19 protein-coding genes and 2 tRNA genes are annotated in these 18,597 nt (G+C 59.9%); 12 read left to right on the top strand and 9 right to left on the bottom strand.

The annotated features are described in order from the left end of the window. The first annotated feature begins 72 nt into the window (after window positions 1–72). On the top strand, window positions 73–1,590 hold the full coding sequence (gene ppx / locus BSU04_RS02800; RefSeq protein WP_089159238.1) for an exopolyphosphatase: 1,518 nt from the start codon (window positions 73–75) through the stop codon (window positions 1,588–1,590). Window positions 1,591–1,821: 231 nt separating this feature from the next. Here the strand turns inward: ppx and BSU04_RS02795 are convergent, their stop codons facing one another. Together BSU04_RS02795 and sixA are read right to left on the bottom strand one after the other, a co-directional pair. Next, on the bottom strand, window positions 1,822–2,655 hold the full coding sequence (locus BSU04_RS02795) for a GNAT family N-acetyltransferase (protein ID WP_089159154.1): 834 nt from the start codon (window positions 2,653–2,655) through the stop codon (window positions 1,822–1,824). 164 nt (window positions 2,656–2,819) lie between these two features. Then, window positions 2,820–3,278: a phosphohistidine phosphatase SixA gene (gene sixA / locus BSU04_RS02790; protein ID WP_089159153.1), complete on the bottom strand. Its 459-nt coding sequence runs from the start codon at window positions 3,276–3,278 to the stop codon at window positions 2,820–2,822. Window positions 3,279–3,440: 162 nt separating this feature from the next. Here sixA and BSU04_RS02785 point away from each other — a divergent pair. The 4 genes from BSU04_RS02785 to BSU04_RS02775 all read left to right on the top strand — a co-directional run bounded on the left by BSU04_RS02785 (window position 3,441) and on the right by BSU04_RS02775 (window position 5,245). After that, a tRNA-Pro gene (locus BSU04_RS02785) sits at window positions 3,441–3,517 on the top strand. 134 nt (window positions 3,518–3,651) lie between these two features. Next, complete coding sequence (locus tag BSU04_RS46210; RefSeq protein WP_218827222.1) at window positions 3,652–3,891, top strand: hypothetical protein; 240 nt, start codon at window positions 3,652–3,654, stop codon at window positions 3,889–3,891. A 56-nt stretch (window positions 3,892–3,947) separates the two neighbouring features. After that, window positions 3,948–4,487, top strand: coding sequence for a Fur family transcriptional regulator (locus BSU04_RS02780; protein WP_089159152.1), 540 nt, complete (start codon window positions 3,948–3,950; stop codon window positions 4,485–4,487). A 515-nt stretch (window positions 4,488–5,002) separates the two neighbouring features. Continuing rightward, complete coding sequence (locus tag BSU04_RS02775) at window positions 5,003–5,245, top strand: hypothetical protein (RefSeq protein ID WP_089159151.1); 243 nt, start codon at window positions 5,003–5,005, stop codon at window positions 5,243–5,245. Here BSU04_RS02775 and BSU04_RS02770 read toward each other — a convergent pair. The 3 genes from BSU04_RS02770 to BSU04_RS02760 all read right to left on the bottom strand — a co-directional run bounded on the left by BSU04_RS02770 (window position 5,208) and on the right by BSU04_RS02760 (window position 7,390). Further along, the gene (locus BSU04_RS02770; protein WP_089159150.1) at window positions 5,208–5,540 is read right to left on the bottom strand and encodes a hypothetical protein; all 333 of its coding nucleotides are present in this window, start codon (window positions 5,538–5,540) and stop codon (window positions 5,208–5,210) included. The two genes, BSU04_RS02775 and BSU04_RS02770, sit on opposite strands and share 38 nt — an antisense overlap. 71 nt (window positions 5,541–5,611) lie before the next feature. Next, window positions 5,612–6,277 (bottom strand): peptidoglycan DD-metalloendopeptidase family protein, encoded by a 666-nt coding sequence (locus tag BSU04_RS02765; RefSeq protein ID WP_256982047.1) that lies wholly within the window; start codon window positions 6,275–6,277, stop codon window positions 5,612–5,614. 207 nt (window positions 6,278–6,484) lie between these two features. After that, complete coding sequence (locus BSU04_RS02760) at window positions 6,485–7,390, bottom strand: aldose epimerase family protein (RefSeq protein ID WP_089159149.1); 906 nt, start codon at window positions 7,388–7,390, stop codon at window positions 6,485–6,487. A gap of 558 nt (window positions 7,391–7,948) precedes the next feature. On the opposite strand from BSU04_RS02760, the gene BSU04_RS02755 reads away from it, so the two are divergent. Beyond that, window positions 7,949–8,779, top strand: a complete 831-nt coding sequence (locus BSU04_RS02755; RefSeq protein WP_089159148.1) for an undecaprenyl-diphosphate phosphatase — start codon at window positions 7,949–7,951, stop codon at window positions 8,777–8,779. 100 nt (window positions 8,780–8,879) lie between these two features. Then, window positions 8,880–8,956: transfer RNA gene (locus tag BSU04_RS02750), tRNA-Arg, on the top strand. Window positions 8,957–9,063: 107 nt separating this feature from the next. On the opposite strand, the gene BSU04_RS02745 is transcribed toward BSU04_RS02750, so the two are convergent. Together BSU04_RS02745 and BSU04_RS45185 are read right to left on the bottom strand one after the other, a co-directional pair. After that, window positions 9,064–10,050, bottom strand: coding sequence for a sulfonate ABC transporter substrate-binding protein (locus tag BSU04_RS02745; protein WP_089159147.1), 987 nt, complete (start codon window positions 10,048–10,050; stop codon window positions 9,064–9,066). Between the two features lie 173 nt (window positions 10,051–10,223). Beyond that, window positions 10,224–10,508, bottom strand: a complete 285-nt coding sequence (locus BSU04_RS45185) for a hypothetical protein (protein ID WP_144021105.1) — start codon at window positions 10,506–10,508, stop codon at window positions 10,224–10,226. A gap of 347 nt (window positions 10,509–10,855) precedes the next feature. On the opposite strand from BSU04_RS45185, the gene BSU04_RS02735 reads away from it, so the two are divergent. After that, on the top strand, window positions 10,856–11,263 hold the full coding sequence (locus BSU04_RS02735) for an RT0821/Lpp0805 family surface protein (RefSeq protein ID WP_089159236.1): 408 nt from the start codon (window positions 10,856–10,858) through the stop codon (window positions 11,261–11,263). Window positions 11,264–11,325: 62 nt separating this feature from the next. Continuing rightward, complete coding sequence (locus BSU04_RS02730; protein WP_089159145.1) at window positions 11,326–11,778, top strand: NUDIX domain-containing protein; 453 nt, start codon at window positions 11,326–11,328, stop codon at window positions 11,776–11,778. A gap of 61 nt (window positions 11,779–11,839) precedes the next feature. On the opposite strand, the gene BSU04_RS02725 is transcribed toward BSU04_RS02730, so the two are convergent. Further along, a complete protein-coding gene (locus tag BSU04_RS02725; RefSeq protein ID WP_179258182.1) occupies window positions 11,840–12,766 on the bottom strand; it encodes a transporter substrate-binding domain-containing protein in 927 nt (308 codons plus the stop codon). A gap of 85 nt (window positions 12,767–12,851) precedes the next feature. After that, the gene (locus BSU04_RS02720; protein WP_089159144.1) at window positions 12,852–14,561 is read right to left on the bottom strand and encodes a glutamine--tRNA ligase/YqeY domain fusion protein; all 1,710 of its coding nucleotides are present in this window, start codon (window positions 14,559–14,561) and stop codon (window positions 12,852–12,854) included. A 351-nt stretch (window positions 14,562–14,912) separates the two neighbouring features. Here BSU04_RS02720 and BSU04_RS02715 point away from each other — a divergent pair, with 351 nt between their 5' ends. From BSU04_RS02715 to BSU04_RS02705, 3 genes are all read left to right on the top strand, one after another. Then, on the top strand, window positions 14,913–15,131 hold the full coding sequence (locus BSU04_RS02715; protein ID WP_089159143.1) for an ornithine acetyltransferase: 219 nt from the start codon (window positions 14,913–14,915) through the stop codon (window positions 15,129–15,131). 261 nt (window positions 15,132–15,392) lie between these two features. Further along, on the top strand, window positions 15,393–18,017 hold the full coding sequence (gene alaS / locus BSU04_RS02710) for an alanine--tRNA ligase (protein ID WP_089159142.1): 2,625 nt from the start codon (window positions 15,393–15,395) through the stop codon (window positions 18,015–18,017). A gap of 354 nt (window positions 18,018–18,371) precedes the next feature. Continuing rightward, complete coding sequence (locus BSU04_RS02705; protein ID WP_373452787.1) at window positions 18,372–18,569, top strand: hypothetical protein; 198 nt, start codon at window positions 18,372–18,374, stop codon at window positions 18,567–18,569. Window positions 18,570–18,597: the final 28 nt, after the last annotated feature.

Genomic DNA, 18,597 nt, shown 5'->3' with positions numbered 1-18,597 from the left:
TTCAAATGCGGCCCGGACCGCTTGGAGCTGCAAGGCGCTCGCGGGCACAACCCTACGGAACCTGGAAAATCGATGGTCAACCCCCCTCATCTTTTGGCAGCCGTAGATCTCGGATCGAACAGCTTCAGGCTGATCGTCGGACGCGTCGAGGAGACGCCCTCCGGCAGTCCGATCTACCAGGTCGACGCGCTACGTGAACCCGTGCGGCTTGCGGCCGGCCTGTCGCGGGACAAATTCCTCGACCGGGCCTCGCAACTGCGCGCCTGGGACGCGCTGAAGCGCTTCGGCGAACGGCTGCGGGACTTCCATCCCGACCATGTGCGCGCGGTCGCGACGAATACGTTGCGTGTGGCTAAAAACGCCGACGAATTCCTGGCCGAAGCTCAGAACGCGCTCGGATTTCCGATTGAAGTGATTGCCGGTCGGGAAGAGGCGCGCCTTATTTATGCAGGCGCCGCGCATTCGGTGCCGGCGAGCGCAGGCAAGCGGCTTGTAGTGGATATAGGCGGTGGATCGACGGAATTTATTATCGGCTCGCACTATACGCCCATTCATATGGAGAGCCTGTATATAGGCTGCGTGAGTCATAGCCGGCAGTTTTTCGCAGCCGGTAATGTCGATGAATATTCAATGCGGCAAGCCGAACTCGCCGCCAAGCGCGAAATCGAGATTATCTCGAGCGAATACAAGCAGACGGGCTGGGATCAGGCAATTGGATCATCAGGTACGGCGCGGGCGCTGGCCGAGCTGATCGAAGCGAATGGTTTCAACGATCCAGGCATCACCCACGGCATTTCACGCGGCGGGCTGGAGAGGCTGAAGAGGGCGATGATCAAGGCCGAGAATGTGAACCGGCTGAAGTTGGTTGCGTTGAAGGCTGACCGGATTCCAGTGCTCGCGGGCGGCTTGTCGATCATGCTGGGCGTGTTCGAGGAACTGGGGATTGAATACGTCGATACCACCGATGGCGCGTTGCGGCTCGGCGTGCTCTACGACCTGCTCGGGCGCACGCAGCACCAGGACATGCGAACGGTGACCGTGGAGGGGTTCAAGCGGCGCTATGCGGTGGATGGCGAGCAATCGGGCCGTATTGCCGAACTGGCGATCAGCTTCTATGAGCAGCTGGAAGCTGTTGATGTCGATGCCGAACGGCGGATCGAAAATCGCATGTTCCTGGGATGGGCGGCGGCGTTGCACGAGATCGGCCTGTCCATCTCGCATAGCGCTTATCACAAGCATTCTGCGTATATCGCGAGTCATGCGGATATGCCCGGGTTCTCGCGGACCGATCAGGCGCGCTTAGCTGGGCTGGTGCTTGGGCATGTGGGGAAGTTGGGCAAGCTTTCGCAGGCCCGGGATGTCGACTGGACCTTGCTGTTTTGTCTGCGGTTGGCTGCACTGCTTTGCCGGCGGCGGGCGGATGTCGGGTTTCCGGCCATTCAGGTCTCGGTGGCCAACGGCGGGTTCGATGTCCGTTTGCCCAACGATTGGGTCGCGCTCAATCCGCTTACCGACTACAGCCTCGTTCAGGAAGCGGCTGAGTGGGAGAAGATCGGCAAGCCGTATCGGGTAGTCTATACGGGCATTTGAGAATCCCGGCGGGAAGCGATGGCTTCTCTTGGGCCACTGCTCCCTCGAATGTCTCCTGATGCAAAAATAGGTCGGACTTCGAACCTGTTTTTGCGCTTGAATAGAATACGCCTTCGCGCACGGTCAATTCGGCATCGCAGTGCATCGGAGTCGTCGCGCCAGCGGTGTTGGTTTGATTGTTATTGCTGGCGCGCTTTGTCTCTTCCGCTTTTTTGTTGCGCGTTGGCGTTGTCAGTCGGCCATGAAGTGACGCGCGTAGCGCTCCCCTATCTCCGATATACGCAGCAAGGTCAGGAAGTCCGCCGTATTGAAATCGGGGTCCCACGCCGGTGCGCCGCAGATTTTCGCACCCAGGCGCAAATAGCCCTTCAGCAAAGGTGGCGGCGCTACCTTGGCGCCCGTCCGCAGTTCCTGCACCGGCAATGGCGTATGCGCAAATGCCCGGTATTCCGGCGATGTCAGCGCTTCCTTTTCCAGCCCCTCGTACAGATCGGCGGCGTAGTGGCCACCGTCGGCCATTGCGACGCTCGCGCAGCCCAGCATGGTCTCGTAGCCATTCTGCTTCATGTACGCCGCCAGGCCACCCCACAACGACATGATTACGCCACCGCTGCGGTAATCCGCATGCACGCAGGAGCGGCCGAGCTCCACCAGCTTCGGGCGTAGATGCGCGAGGCGGGAGACATCGAATTCGCTTTCGGCATACAAACGTCCAGCACGCGCCGCCTGATGCGGGGGCAATACACGGTACGTTCCCACCACCTTCAATGTGTTCAGGTCGCGGACCAGCAAGTGGTCGCAAAAGGCATCGAATGCGTCTACGTCCAGGCCCGCCGGACCCTTCAGTTGTGCCCCCATCTCGTCGGCGAACACGCGATACCGCAGGCGCTGTGCTTCGCGCAATTCAGCTTCGGAATGCGCCCACGACACCCGCAGCCGATGTTGCCCCGCCACGGTCTCCGCCGCATTCGGCAATCGCCGGCGGAGTTCGGCAACGTTTGAGCCACCAGACCCGCTCAGTCCATTCGATGTGCTCAATAAAGCGAGTGTCGTCGATTTCTGCATTGGCAACCCCAAGTGGATTTGGCTGACGTATTACCGTTAGCCGCCAATGTAAGTATTCCGAATGACGCTCGCATGGCGTGACTATGACGATTCAATGAAGCGTCACCGCGACGCCACGGTTTTGCCGCCTTTGGGGCTGTGTTGGTTACGACTACAGTCTCTTGCTACAGCAAGTCAGGATTGGTCACCGCGCGCAGCACGACTTGATCGTCGCCCGCGCGGGAGCGTTGCTGGAACCACCAGATGCCGCTTTTCTTCAGAGTCCATTCGGCTTCGTGGCCGGTCATCAGCGAAGCCGCGACGCGCCCGAGTGTCGGTTGATGTCCGACTACAACAACAGTCTCCGCGACGCCGCGCGGCCACTGCGCGGCATCCAGCACGGCCTGGGCGCTTGCACCCGGCGCCAGTTCCTCCACCACGCGATACCGGTCGCTGAACGCTTCCATCGTCTGGATCGTGCGGGTGGCTGGACTGACGAGAAACACCGCGTCGTCGTCTAGCCGGCTCTTCAGCCACTTCGCCGCTCCCTGCGCCTGTTTTACGCCGCGCGGCGTCAGTTGTCGCACGAGATCGCTCGCAGCCTGGTCTTCTGCTTCGGCGTGGCGCCAGAGAATGAGGTTCATCAATGTCTCCTTTTGGGGGCCTTTTTGGGGCTTGAGGTTTGCTTACGGTTTTCAATTCGGACCGGTGAAGGCCGCGAACGTGCTGCGACTTCGGCCCGACTCCACGATCGAGATAGTTTCGATTGCGCGGATATCAGTAAAACGCTATCATCTCGTTCTTGTCGGAGCGTAGCGCAGCCTGGTAGCGCATCTGATTTGGGATCAGAGGGTCGAAGGTTCGAATCCTTTCGCTCCGACCACGTTTCAAATGAAGGGGTCACGAGTTTAACTCGTGACCCCTTTGCCATTTCTGGCGCTGTTGCAATGACGGGCGCCGCGTCGCCTGCGCCCAGCGTTTCCGTTCTCTCGCCAATCCGCGATATCGTTTAATCTTGTGCGTTCACCTTCCGTATTCGTTTCCGAACTTCCTGACCTTCTGAACCTCATTTCCGGGCCGTCCATGCCGCGTTTCGCTGCTTTGCTTATCTGCTCCCTGCTCCTGTCCGCCTGTGCCGACGCCACCGTGCCTCATCACACGCCGCCGCAAGATCCACCCGATTACAAAGGCGTGCCCACCGATACCACGCCCCCGGTCATGATCATTGCGCCGGCCAAGCCTGAGCAGCCGCAATAAAGCCATGACGCCGCGCGCCTGGAGCCTGCCCTTATGCTGCAGCGTATAATCCGCCTATGAACATGCCCGCCAACGACGCCCAGTCTCACGTCCACTCGTCCGCCGACGCGCTCCAGGCGGCGGTTACGATGGCCGACGATTATTGTCGCGAGCGTGGTCAGAAACTCACGCCCATTCGCCGCACCGTGCTCGAGTTGCTGCTGGCTTCGGGCCGCGCGACCAAAGCGTATACGTTGCTCGACGAAATGCGGGCAATGCATCCGAACGCGTCGCCTCCCACGGTGTATCGGGCGCTGGATTTCCTGCTGTCGGCGGGGCTGATTCATCGGATCGAGTCGATCAACGCATTCACCGTCTGCCACGATCTCACGCATTGCCAGCATGGCGTGCTGATCGTGTGCCAGCAATGTGGCCGCGTGACCGAGTTGCAGCAGCAAAAACAGTTGCGCCAGAGCCTGATGTCCCAGGTCGAGGCGAGCGGGTATCGGCTGGCGGGCGACGACATCGAGTTAAAGGGGATCTGTCCGGCATGCCAGGCCGCTGAAGATCCCAGCGCGCATCAGCACGATCACGGTCACGACCACGCGTCGCATTGATCTCCACGCGCAGCGCATAAAGCGCAGCGCACGCGAATAGGCCGTTTCCGACTTCAGTCGGAAACGGCCTTTTGTATTCGTTTTTATATTCGTTTTTGCATTCCCTCGACGGCTGCAAACACCGATATAGCCGAGATATAGGGTCTCTGTGAGTTCCGCGGGCCCAGACCGTCAAACTCCTGAGCGGAAAGTCGGAGCAGGGCGCTGGCGCTCAAACTGACAGCCCAAAAAAGCGAAGCCCCGATGCGGGCACACCGGGGCTTCTGACCCGCGAAGACTGTTCGCGCAGAGAATCGCGGGCTGAAGGCATTCTAAAGTGCATCAATCGAGCTGATTGTGATCACTTGTATCAACGCGTAACCCAATGTGCGTGGGCGTTTCCAGAGATTAAGCGTGTCTGGTCAACGAAGGCCGCGACACGTAATTACTACGATCGAAAAGCAGTTTCGACGGCGTGTTATGCGAACTTCTTGCCGCAACGGTATGATCACATTTCCTGATATCGATTCCCGATCATGACCTCGTTGTGGATTTTCCTCGCCATTTGTCCGATCGCGCTGGGTTCGTTGCTCGTGTTCGCCTCGCATATCGACCCGTTGTCCGGTCGCTGGCGCGGCGCGCAACTGCTGGGTTCGCTGGGTCCGCTGGGTCCGCGATCAAACCTGGCAGCAGGTGCACACGTTGTGCGCCTTGTCCGCTCGATCAAGAAACACGCGAGCGCTATTGTTTGCAGCGAATCACCATCGACCGGTTCTTGACGTTCGCGCCGAAAATCCCGGCCACCGTTCCGCCGGACGTTGCGCCGTTATCAACATCCTTCGACACCACGTCGTAGCCGTACGAGCCGCACATCTCGCCCGCCTTCTTGTAGCATTCCCCCCAGCTCGTACTCGCGTCGCCACCGCTGCAGTTGATCGCAAAGCCGGTGTCACCGGACGGCAGATAGGTCATCTTCGCCGAGTCGGCGCAGCCACCGAGCGTCAGCGCAGCCGCCATAACCGCAGCCGTCGCGGCTGCTTTTCCAAGCGTCGTCACGCAAAGTTGTAATTTCATCGATTCTTCCCTGTGTTTAATTGAGCACGCCCCCCTTCGTTGAACGTGCCCGTCTTCAATTGAGCGGTGCGTTACCGTGCCGGCAAATAGCGCGATGGATCAATCGAACTGCCTTTGTAGCGCAATTCAAAATGCAACATCACGCGATTCGTGTCGGTGTCGCCCATTTCCGCGATGGGTTGACCCTGAGTGATGCTCTGGCCCTCCTTCACGAGCAGCGCACGGTTATGCGCGTACGCGCTCAAGTAGTCGGCGTTGTGCTTCACGATCAGCAGGTTGCCGTAACCGCGCAGCCCGTTCCCCGCATAGACCACCGTTCCCGCGGCCGCCGCCACGATCTGCGTCCCGGGCGCGCCGGCAATGTCGATACCCTTCGAACTCTTACCATCGAAACCGCGAATCACGCTGCCTTGCGTCGGCCAGATAAGCGAAATGCTGGTGGCCGGCGTGACCAATGCGGATGACGGCGACGAATCCGATGCATCCGCGCTGCTTGGGCGGGCCGGCGGTGCTGATGACCCGGCCGGAGTCACGCTTCCCGCCGGTGGCGCCACACGCAGCACCTGGCCGACTTCGATCGCATTCGGGTCGGTGAGGTTGTTCCAGCGCGTGATGTTCTGGACCGATGTCCGGTTCGCCCGCGCGACCTTCGACAACGTGTCGCCCCGTTCTACTCGATAAAACCCTGGGCCGACCGGCGCGGAACCGCACGCGGCGAGCACGGCGACCAACGTCACGCAGGTCAGCCGTCGAATTATTTTTACCAAACCCAAAACCTCGCAAAGCGCCGCACGAACCGACAACGCTGCGGCAGACAAACCGGAACGCGCATCGGCGAAATGTCCGATTTTACCGTCCCGGCGTCGCTGCCCTCAGAAGCGGCCCAGATGGCCGGCTCGTTGCCCCGCTTCTTTCCCCGCTTCCTGTCCCGCTTCCTGTCCTCTTCAAGCTGCCGGCGAAACGCTCAGCCGCAGCGCTGCCGTTTCAGTTTTCCCCGGCGCGAGCCAGCGCAGTCCACGGCCGTTGTGAATTGCATCGGGAAGTCCGACCCACGGCTCGATGCAGTAGAAATCCGATGTGGGCTCCAGGGTCCAGGTCGTCACGGCGTACCAAGGTACCGAGTCGGGCCGTTGCAGGTCGAAATTCACGGCGCGCTTCAAACCTGGTGTGACAAGGCGAACCGGGTTGTCAGAGGGGCCGGTAAGACAATGGAAACGATCCACGATGTTGGCGTCGTCCAGCGCGTAGCGCGCTGCACCCGCCTGCGGGTCACTGATGGAGCCATCGTCGAGTTGCCGGCGGGTTTCCGTGCGCGGTAATTCCAGGCTGCTGATGCCGCGCTGATCGTGCGGCAGGGCGAAGTAGAAATGATGACCCGAGTAATAGGGCAGCGGTACTTCGCCGGGGTTCGACGTCGTGAGTTCGACATCGAGTGTCACGGCATCGACCAGCCTGTATGCCGCCTCGAAACGAAACGCGAAGGGATAACCCTGGCGCGTGAAATCGTTATCCACGAGCGTCATTCGTACGCCGTGGCCGTCCGGGTCTCTCCGATGTTCGAACGGGAGATTGCGCGCGAAACCGTGCATGGGGAGTTCGTGCACGACGCCTTCCTGATCTCGCCACTTGCCGATCTCGCCATCAACGAAATGGCGGCCGAGAAACGGGAACAACAACGGGTTGCCGCCGCGAATCTTGACGAAATTGGACCAGTCCGGCGCGGCCGGCCAAAAAATAACGGGCTCGCCGCCAACGCGCCACGTCATCAGCCGTCCGCCCGCGCGCGGCGCGAGTTCGAGAACGGCGTCATCGAACGTGATTTCCAGGATGTCTTCAGGCTGGGATGACATGTGGGTGGTCTCCTTGAGTAAGTGGACGAACCGCGTATTCAAACAAGTGTTCGAACGAGCAACGAGCAGGCGGCGTGGCGCGATGAGCGGCTCAATTCTACGGGGAAACCCTTTTGGGGAAATTGCGACTGACACAGGCGCTTTCATTACCTCGATAATGCAAGCTCGATGTAACGCGGATGAAACATCTTTCGACCTTGACGATCTCACACAGATTGATGGGTCCTGCCGAACAACGAGGATGATATGGATCTGGCGATGATGTTTGGAGTCTTCATTTTTGGCACGTTCGGTGCCGGTACGCTGCTGTTTTTATACAAGCTGCGCCCGTGACGCAGATGTGACGCTATCCCACAAAAAGCCCGTTCTTACAACGGGCTTTTTTATTTATTACTAAATAATTCGATTATCCAAACGATTTGCTTTCGATAACGAAAGGCACTACGCAAAGGCTTGGCGCTGCTTTTGGTGACCGGCATAATCGGGCCGGTTTGCTTGGCAGTTTGCTGCACCGCCGCGGCTATGTGCCTGTCGCCAATAACGAAAGAGGATCGACGCGTGACTTTGTGGTTTCTGATTTTTCTGAGCGTACTCCAGGGTGTGACTGAATTGTTCCCGGTCAGCAGTCTTGGACATACGCTTCTGGTGCCCGGCCTGATCGGGATGCACATCGATAAACACGCGCCGCAGCTGTTGCCGTTCCTGGTCGCGTTGCACCTGGGCACGGCGCTCGCGCTGCTGTGGTACTTCCGCAAGCGCTGGATTGCGCTGATCAAGGGGTTTATCGGATCGCTACGCGGCCGCAAAAACGCCGATGGCCACATGATGTGGGCGCTGATCATTGGCACTATTCCAACGGGTATCGTCGGGCTGGTGCTTGAAAAGCGGCTCGAGGCGCTGTTCCACGATCTGCGGATCGTCGCGGCGGCGTTGATGGTGAACGGCGTGCTGTTGTGGGTCGGCGACCGGCTGACGCGTGCGCGCGCTGAGCGCTCGCCCGAAGACCTCACGTTCAAACAGGCGTTCCTGGTTGGCCTCGCGCAGATCGGCGCGCTGATTCCGGGTTTTTCGCGCAGCGGGCTGACGATTATCGCCGGGGTCGGCGCCGGAATGAGTTCCGAGAAAGCGGCGGAGTTCTCGTTCTTGCTTGGCACGCCGATCATTTTCGCGGCTGGCGTGCTTGAATTGCCGAAGCTGTTCCACGCACCGGATCAACTCTTCGATGCCGCCCTCGGTGGCGTGCTGACGGGAATTGCGGCTTACCTAAGCGTGCGTTTCCTGATGCGTTACTTCGAAGGCCGCGGCCGGCTGGCCGCTTTCGGCTTGTACTGCGTGGTCGCGGGCGCGTTCTGTCTTGGCTGGTTCATGCTGCATCAGCAACCGGTTTAAGGGCTTGAACGCGAGGGTTTGAATCGCATTCGAGCGGGCGAGGTCTCGGAATGAGGCCTCGCATCCTTTCGATGAGGTAAAATCCCGGATCATCTGCAATGCGGCAGTAGCTCAGCTGGATAGAGCATCGGCCTTCTAAGCCGAGGGGCGGGGGTTCGAGTCCCTCCTGCCGTACCAGAACCTCAGGTTCGCCTCAACGCCTCGGGCGTGTGAAACCACAGCATCGCATGATGTTCCGCAGGGCGAGCCACGCGAACCCGCCACCGCTTCAAAAGTCCTTACGCCTACCGCGCTGTCAGCGCATCCTGGTCCCGCCACACGTTGTCCTTCACCGTCACCGCCTTCGGAATCAGTTTCGCGCGGTAGAACATGTCCGCCACGCCCTGCTGGGTCGCGACAATCTTCTCGTCGATCGGTCGAGCGCCATACGGCACCCGGCGTACCCAGGTCTCCACAAGCCCGGCATCGAGCCCGATTTTCGGCGCGAGCAACGCCGCCGTGTCCGCGGGATGCTGCGTGACCCATGCGCCGGTCGTCCGCAACTGATCGATCACGGCACGCACCGCCTGCGGATTTTGGGTGGCGAAGCTGCGCGTGGCCTCGTAGAAATTGAACGGCTTCGGCAACCCGGTGTAGTCCGCGAGCGTGCGCACGGTCAGCGCCTTCTGCGCGGCGGCGTAATACGGGTCCCAGACGATCCATGCATCGACATCGCCGTTTTCGAAGGCCGCGCGGGCATCCGCGGGCGCGAGATAAACCGGACGGATATCGTCGAGCTTCAGGCCTGCTTTCTGGAGCACTGCAAGCAGCAGGAAGTTCGAACTTGATCCCTTTTGCAACGCAATGCGCCGGCCTTTTAGCTCAGCAAGCGAATGAATTGGGGAATCGGCTTTGACGAACAGCGCTTCGTTGGTTTCTCCGCCCGGCTCGGCGCCGACATAAACAAAATTCACGCCAGCAGCCTGCGCAAAAATAGGGGGTGGCGCGCCCGTATAGCCGAAATCGATGTTGCTTGTATTGAGCGCCTCGAGCAATTGCGGCCCGGCGGGAAACTCATACCAACTGACCGTGTAGCCGAGCGGCTTGAGTTTTTGTTCGAGCGAACCCTGGGCCTTGAGCACGGCAAGCAGGCCGGCCTTCTGAAAACCGATCCGCAATTGCTTCGCGGGCGCACTCACCGCATCTTGTGCCGACGCAGACAGCGGCAACAAAGCGAACGCAGCAGCAACCCATAACCCTGCTAATGACAACGACAAGCCCAGTTTTTTCATGGAGATTTCCGTGCGAGAAGAGATATCGTCGACCATAGCGGCGATAAGTTTGCACGTCGAATAAGGGATGCTTCGAAGCTAATGACGGAATACGAAAACAGGAATGCGAAAGCGTTCGACGATAAAAAAAGGCAGCCGAAGCTGCCCTTGATTCATGTCGGATTGCGACAAGGCTATGGAGTGAGTTGCCGGCATAAAAACACCAGCGTGAGCAATGCGCCGATCCAGAATGCGCCGCCTATGGCGGTCATCACGCGCGGCCAGATTGACGGCTGCGTAGCGCCGCGCGGGTCGGCAACGTAGGAGCAGCCTGACCACTCGGACCGCTCGGGCCGTCTGGCCAGCATCCGGTCCATCGCTATGAATCCCTTGGGCATCGTGATCGCACACGCGATAATGGCGATGCACAGCCACTCGTAGAGCGTCGGCGTCTGGGCGGTAGCGAGAAGGGTGTCCATGATCGGATTTGAAGCGTAGTCGACAAGCTTCCGATATTAGTTTTCCGCCCCCAATGCCTCTATCAGACACTTCTGAGATAGTCTTCTGGCGCTCTGAAAATCAGAGCACATGGCCATTCGGCGGACGTTAGGCGCTTGCAAAGTCCTTATGCCCTCATGCTATCCTCGACGCCAGATGATCATGATTTATCAGTCGATCCAGAGCGTTTCTGACTTTTTGAAACGCGATTATGGCAATGGTCGCGAATAATGCAGTCATACCGATCTTGCCGCGATCTTGCTGCGGTCTTGCTGATATCGCCAAAATCCAATATCTCAATATCAATACCAACAAGGGAGAGTGCTTCATGTCATACCCATCTTTCGCGCTCAAGCGCGTCTCGGTGCAACTCGCCGTGAAACTGATCGCAAGCTGTGTTGTGCTTGCCGGCGGCGCGGCACACGCTGCCAACCTCGGGTTTCTCAACAACACGCCGATCACCTACATGAAGCAGCGTGACTTGCAGGTGCTCAACAACGCGGCGCACTCGGCGCTTGACACCAAGCAAGACGGCGAGTCGCTCGACTGGAACAACGAAGGCGCGGGAAATTCGGTTGCCATCAACGGCACCATCACGCCGTCGGATACGAAGAAGGACGGCGACCGTACGTGCCGCAAGCTCACCATAGTGGCGCGCGCCAAGGGTCAGACGCAGACCTGGGCGCCGACCGTCTGCAAGCCGGATGGCGGTAAATGGGCATTGTTGAAACAGTGACCCGTTTCAACCAGCCCGACGTTTCCTGTCACGCGCTATCGCGAATCCGGAAGGCCACTTAAATGGCCGACCGGACGGTTTCGTGTGGCGTCGTGATTCTTAACACGCAAGGAGACGTGTTGCTGTGCCATGCGACCGAGACGTCGCACTGGGATATCCCGAAAGGCCAGGGTGAGGCGGACGAACAACCCGTGGAAGCGGCATTGCGGGAACTCGTGGAAGAGACGGGGATCGTGATGAAAGCGGAGCGCTTGAAGGATCTCGGGCGCTTTGTTTATCGCCGCGACAAGGACCTGCATCTGTTCGCGGTGCGAGTGACCGACGCAGAAGTAAAGCTTGAAGAGTGCGTCTGCGAATCGTATTTTCCGCGTCGCCGGGACGGCGCGATGATTCCCGAAATGGACGCGTACAGATGGGTCGCGCCGGTTGATGTCGATCAGTACGCAAGCCGCAGCCTCGCGCGCTTGTTCCAGACCACGCTGTCGCTGACGGAACTACACCAGACGCTCGCCTGAGCCGCAGGGCTAGGGCGTGCGCCCGGGGGCACCATTGATCAACGCTTGCTGCTTGGTCACGCTAGTCGTCGGAGGAGTGGTCGCTCGGATCGGCGAACAGCGCCCTCATTTCTGGCGACAGAGGGAACCGCAAGTTGATGTTGTCGGGGGGAATGGGCTGCATGAACCACTGGTCGTAGAGTTTTTCGGCTTCGCCTGAGCGCTCCATACCGGCAATCACGTCATCGGCCAGTTTCTTGAAGACCGGGTCGCCCTTGCGCATCATGCATGCGTAGGATTCATGCGCGAGCGGGTCACCGGTGACAATGTATTCGTTTTGAGCGGGACCTTCCTGAGCTATCTTTCCGTACAGCAACGGGTCATCCATCACGAATGCCACGGCGCGACCGGTTTTCACCGCATCGAAAGCTTCTGCATGGTCTTTCGCGCTGATGATACGCAGATCGAGTTTCCGGTTCAGCGACAGTTCCCGCAGTAGCTGTTCGTCGGACGTACCCGCTGTGGTCGATACCGTCTTGCCGGCGAGATCCGCGTAGTTGCGGATGCCGGATTTGCGCTTCACCACCATCCGGATGCCGTAACTAAAGAAGCTGTTCGAGAACGAGACCAATTGCTCCCGATCCCGAATATGGGCGGTCGAGCCGCATTCCAGGTCGATCTGGTGGTTCACCACATACGACAATCGGTTCGCTGACGTAACGACCACCGTGCTCACGGCGAGCCGGGGTGTTTGCAAGCGGAGTCGGACTTCGTCGACTATCTTGAGCGCGATGGACTGTGAATAGCCGATGGGCCGCCCGTTCGCGTCGAGATAGGAGAAGGGGACCGACGACTCGCGCACGCCGAGGACAATGGTGTTGTTCTCGGCGATCTTGCGTAGCGTAGGCGAGGACAGGTCGACCGTGCCCGCGAAAGCCGCTTGCGCCGCGATCAGCAGCGCAAGCGCGCACGACACGCGAGATGCGCGTGACGTGCTTGAAGCGTCCAGCGCGCGGATGAACGACCTTGGCAAGGTGCGTTGCAAAGCATCCCCCACAACAGGTGCGAGCGTCCGGCGGGACGCGCCGATGGCCTTAAGCCGGCTTGGTCCAGCTATCGCGCAGGCTGACGATGCGATTGAACACCGGCATGCCGGGTTTCGAATCGATACGGTCAGCGACGAAATAGCCGTGGCGTTCGAACTGGTAGCGATCTTCGGCGTTTGCCTGGCGCGCGCCCGGTTCAAGATAAGCGCGCACGATGCGCTTCGAGTCGGGGTTCAGCGCATCGAGAAATTCCGCGCCGCCGGCTCCCGGTTGCGGTTCTTTGAAGAGGCGGTCGTAGATCCGTACTTCGGCTTCATATGCGCCTTCCGCGCTGACCCAGTGAATGGTGCCTTTGACCTTGTAGCCGTTAGCGCCTTCCGTGCCGGACCTGCTGTCGGGGAAGTACGTGCAATGCACGGCCGTGATGTTGCCGTGCTCGTCCTTGTCAGCGCCCGTGCACTCCACGACGAAGCCGTACTTCAGCCGCACCTTGTTACCCGGGAACAAACGGAAATAGCCCTTTTTCGGTACTTCCTGGAAGTCCTCGCGCTCGATCCACAATTCGCGTGAAAACGGAAATTCACGCGTGCCGCGCTCAGGATGATGCGGATGAACCGGCGCGCTGCAAGTTTCGCTCGTGCCTTCCGGATAGTTGTCGATGATCAGTTTCAGCGGGTCCAGCACCGCGATCGCACGGGGCGCTTTTTCGTCGAGATCGTCGCGCAATGCGCCTTCCAGCACGCTCATGTCGATCCACGAATCCACCTTCGTCACCGCCACGCGGTCGCACATGAGCCGGATGCTTTCCGGCGTGAAGCCCCGACGCCGCACGCCCACGATAGTCGGCATGCGCGGATCGTCCCAGCCGTCCACATGATTTTCCGTCACCAGTTGCAGCAGCTTGCGCTTGCTGGTGATCGCGTACGTCAGGTTGAGTCGGGAGAACTCGATTTGCTGCGGCAGCGGACGGGTGAACTTGCCGTCATCGGCGAGTTGATTCAAGAACCAGTCGTAGAGCGGACGGTGATCTTCAAACTCGAGCGTACACAGCGAATGCGTGATGTTTTCGAGCGCGTCCGATACACAGTGCGTGTAGTCGTACATGGGGTAGATGCACCACGTGTCGCCGGTCCGGTAATGATGGGCGAAACGAATCCGGTAGACGACGGGATCGCGCATGTTGAAATTCGGCGACGCCATGTCGATTTTGGCGCGCAGCACGTGCTCGCCCTCCTTGAACTCGCCCGCTTTCATGCGGCGGAACAGGTCCAGGTTCTCTTGCGGCGTGCGGTCGCGGAACGGCGAATTCTTGCCGGGCTCTTGCGCCGAGCCGCGCGTCAGGCGCATTTCTTCGGCCGACTGGCTGTCGACATAGGCCTGGCCGCGTTCGATCAGCAGTTCGGCGAATTCGTAGAGCTTGTCGTAGTAGTCGCTCGCGAAGTACAGGTGTTCGGTGCCGTCCTTGTTCCAGTCGAAGCCGAGCCACTTCACGGCGTCGATGATGGAATCGACGTATTCGACACTTTCCTTTTCCGGATTCGTGTCGTCGAAACGAAGGTGGCAGACGCCGCCGTAATCACGCGCGATGCCGAAATTGACGCAAATACTCTTCGCATGACCGATGTGCAGGTAGCCGTTCGGCTCGGGTGGAAAACGTGTTTCGACCCGCTGCGACCATTTGTCGTTGCGATTGTCTTCGTCAATGATATTGCGGATGAAATTGGTTACCGCCGGAGCGTCGTTGCGATCGGTGTTCATGCGAGAAAAAGGAGAGCGGACGAGGGCGCTAGCGTTGAAGACCTGCGGCTTGCGTTCGGTAAGACTTATCTGGTCGTTCGATTCTACCTTAGCAAGAGGGGCAGGACAGCGCGCGCCGGGATTTTGCCGCGATGTGCGGCGTGGCTGCGACACCCGGGAACCTGGCGTGGTTGCTGTGCGGTTGTAACCAGGCCATGACCTTTTCGATACGGGTTGTATCCAGCGTAACGGGACGTAAATCGAATTGTCGGCGTTGATGGGAAGATTTTAAGATAGCCTCGCGTTCCGAAATAATGAATTTGAAAGGTTTGGGATGCGAGCGGTATCGACGATAAAAAGGAAAATTTCATCATGAACAAGATCACGCGGGTTTCTTTTCAGGTTGCACGGGTCGCGGCAATTGGGGTGTTTATCGCTTCGTTTTCGGCCTGCGCGATGAACCGTACGCAGGCGCACGCGGGCATTGGGGCGGCGGCCGGCGGTGCTTTGGGTTATGTGCTGACCGGTGGTCCGCTCGGGACGGTGGCGGGTGCGGCGGCGGGCGGATTGATTGGGGCGGGCGTGAGATAAGGGGAGAGCTAAGGGGCGAGCTAAGGACGGGGCTTTCTCACTCTGATTGTGATTCTCGTTAGTGCCGGTGGACGGTATCGGGGTTGCGGGGCTCGTGGGCTGTGTCGGCGCCAGCGAAAAGCCCCTCCAAACCCCGTATAATCGACAATCCCATTTTGGCACCCGGCACCCGGCCCTCGCGCGCGATCAGTGACTACAGACAAAAAGTCAGAAGCTTCGCCCCGAGCGCCGCCGCCGTACAAAACAGCAGACCCGCACGCCATGAAAGCCGCCGACATCCGCGAGAAATTCCTCAAGTTCTTTGAATCGAAGGGCCACACGATCGTGCGCTCGTCCAGCCTCGTGCCGGGCAACGATCCCACGCTGCTGTTCGTCAACTCCGGCATGGTTCAGTTCAAGGACGTCTTCCTCGGCACGGAGAGCCGCCCTTATTCGCGCGCCACGACCTCTCAGCGCAGCGTCCGCGCGGGCGGCAAGCACAACGACCTCGAAAACGTCGGCTACACAGCACGCCACCACACGTTCTTCGAAATGCTGGGCAACTTCTCGTTTGGCGACTATTTCAAGCGCGACGCGATCCACTATTGCTGGGAACTGCTTACCAAGGTCTACGGCCTGCCCGCCGACAAACTCACGGTCACGGTCTACCAGGAAGACGACGAAGCGTTCGCCATCTGGGAAAACGAAATCGGCGTGCCGAAGGACCGGATCATCCGCATCGGCGACAACAAGGGTGCACGGTACGCATCGGATAACTTCTGGACCATGGGCGACACCGGCCCGTGCGGCCCGTGCTCGGAAGTGTTCTACGACCACGGCCCGGAAATCTGGGGCGGCCCGCCGGGATCCCCGGAAGAGGACGGAGACCGCTTCATCGAGATCTGGAATCTCGTGTTCATGCAGTTCAATCGCGACGTCCAGGGCAACATGACGAAGCTGCCCAAGCAGAGCGTCGATACCGGCATGGGCCTCGAGCGCCTCGCCGCGGTGCTCCAGCATGTGCACAGCAACTATGAGATCGACCTGTTCCAGACGCTGATCAAGGCGGCCGCCCGTGAAACGGACACACCGGATCTCACCAACAACTCGCTGAAGGTGATCGCGGACCATATTCGCGCATGCTCGTTCCTGATCGTCGACGGCGTGATCCCCGGCAACGAAGGCCGCGGTTATGTGCTGCGCCGGATCGTGCGCCGCGCTATCCGCCACGGCTACAAACTCGGCCGCAAGGGCGCGTTTTTCCATAAGCTCGTGGCCGATCTGGTCGAGGAAATGGGCGCGGCCTATCCGGAACTCAAGGACGCGCAAACCCGCGTCACGGACGTTCTGCGGCAGGAAGAGGAACGTTTCTTCGAGACGATCGAACACGGCATGTCGATGCTCGAAACCGAACTCGCCACGCTCGACGCCAAGGGCTCGAAGCAACTGGACGGCGAACTTGCGTTCAAACTCCACGACACATTCGGCTTCCCGCTGGATCTGACCGCCGACGTTTGCCGCGAGCGCGGCATCACCGTCGACGAAGCCGCGTTCGACGAAGCCATGGCACGTCAACGCGAGCAGGCTCGCTCGGCCGGCAAGTTCAAGTCGGCGCAAGGCCTGGACTACGCGGGCACGAAAACCACGTTCCACGGCTACGAAAACGAAATCTTCGACGACGCCAAAGTGGTCGCGCTTTACGTGGACGGTGCACCGGTAAAAGAAGCGCAGGTCGGCCAGCAGGCCGTCGTCGTGCTCGATCACACGCCGTTCTACGCCGAATCGGGCGGTCAGGCGGGCGATCAGGGCGTGCTCGCGAACGCAGCGGTGCGCTTTGCGGTCGCCGATACCCTCAAGGTCCAGTCCGACGTCGTTGGCCATCACGGCACGATCGAGCAGGGCACGCTGAAAGTGGGTGATGTGGTGAAGGCGGAAATCGATACGGTTCGCCGTCTTCGCACCGCCCGCAATCACTCGGCTACGCACTTGATGCACAAGGCGCTGCGCGAAGTGCTCGGCAGCCACGTGCAGCAAAAGGGTTCGCTCGTCGATCCGGACAAGACACGCTTCGACTTTGCGCACAACGCACCCATGACCGACGAGCAGATTCGTCGAGTGGAAGAAATCGTCAACACGGAAGTGCTGGCAAACGCGCCGGGCATCGTGCGTGTGATGGCGTATGACGAGGCGGTGAAGGGCGGCGCGATGGCGCTGTTCGGCGAAAAGTACGGCGACGAAGTACGCGTGCTCGACCTCGGTTTCTCGCGTGAACTTTGCGGTGGCACGCACGTGCATCGCACGGGCGACATCGGCTTGTTCAAGATCGTGATGGAAGGCGGCGTCGCGGCAGGCATTCGGCGCGTGGAAGCGATCACCGGCGACAACGCCGTGCGCTTCGTGCAGGAACTCGATGCGCGGATCAATGCGGCTTCCGCCGTGCTGAAGGCGCAGCCGTCCGAACTTACGCAGCGCATCACGCAAGTTCAGGAACACGTGAAGGCGCTGGAAAAGGAACTCGGCGCGCTGAAGTCGAAGCTCGCGTCCAATCAGGGCGACGAACTCGTGTCGCAGGCGGTTGAGATCGGCGGGGTGTTTGTGCTGGCGGCTCAATTGCCAGGCGCGGATAGCAAGACACTGCGCGAAACCGTCGATAAATTGAAGGACAAGCTGAAGAACGCAGCCATCGTGCTGGCAGCAGTCGATGGCAATAAGGTCAGCCTGATTGCGGGCGTGACGGCGGAAGCATCGAAGAAGGTCAAAGCGGGTGATCTGGTGAACTTCGTCGCGCAGCAAGTCGGCGGCAAGGGCGGCGGACGGCCGGATATGGCGCAAGCGGGCGGCACCGAGCCGGAGAACTTGGCATCGGCGCTGGCCGGCGTGAATGACTGGGTTAAGGGAAAGCTCTAAGCGCTTAGTTCTTTAGCCGCTTTAACCGCATGAGAAGGCCCGTTCTGAAGTGACGACAGAACGGGCTTTTTTGCGTCTGCGAGAGCCATCTTTCATCGCGGCCAACGAGGGTGGATGCCGTCATAAGACCGTGGTCCCGTTTGCGGCGCGATGTTTCTTGACGCTAAGGCGCCCGCGATCTGAGGCGAACCGGATCACGCCGAACCGACTTCATCCATCAAGAACCGAAAGCGAATTGACAGGTACGCGGCTTGCCCTTTGTATGTCAGCGCAGGCATGAAGCTCTGCGCGCCGACTACAAAAGGAACCTGTCTCATGAAACAAACTCTCGTCACACTCGTCGCCGCGTCCTCGATGTTTTTCGCCACGGGTGCCGTCTATGCCAAAGGATGTCTGGAAGGTGCGGCGGTAGGCGGCGTGGCGGGCCACGTTGCGGGCAAGCACGGCGCGCTCGGCGCGGCCGGCGGCTGCGCGGTCGGTCATCACGAAGCGAACAAGAAGGACAAAAAAGCGCAGCAGGCCGCGGGATCTGATCAACCCGCCGCAAAATAAATCGTAAAGCGGTCGGAGGACGGGGGAC

The organism is Caballeronia sordidicola, assembly GCF_002220365.1.
Taxonomy (GTDB): domain Bacteria; phylum Pseudomonadota; class Gammaproteobacteria; order Burkholderiales; family Burkholderiaceae; genus Caballeronia; species Caballeronia sordidicola_C.
This window is presented reverse-complemented; position numbering and strand designations above follow the sequence as displayed.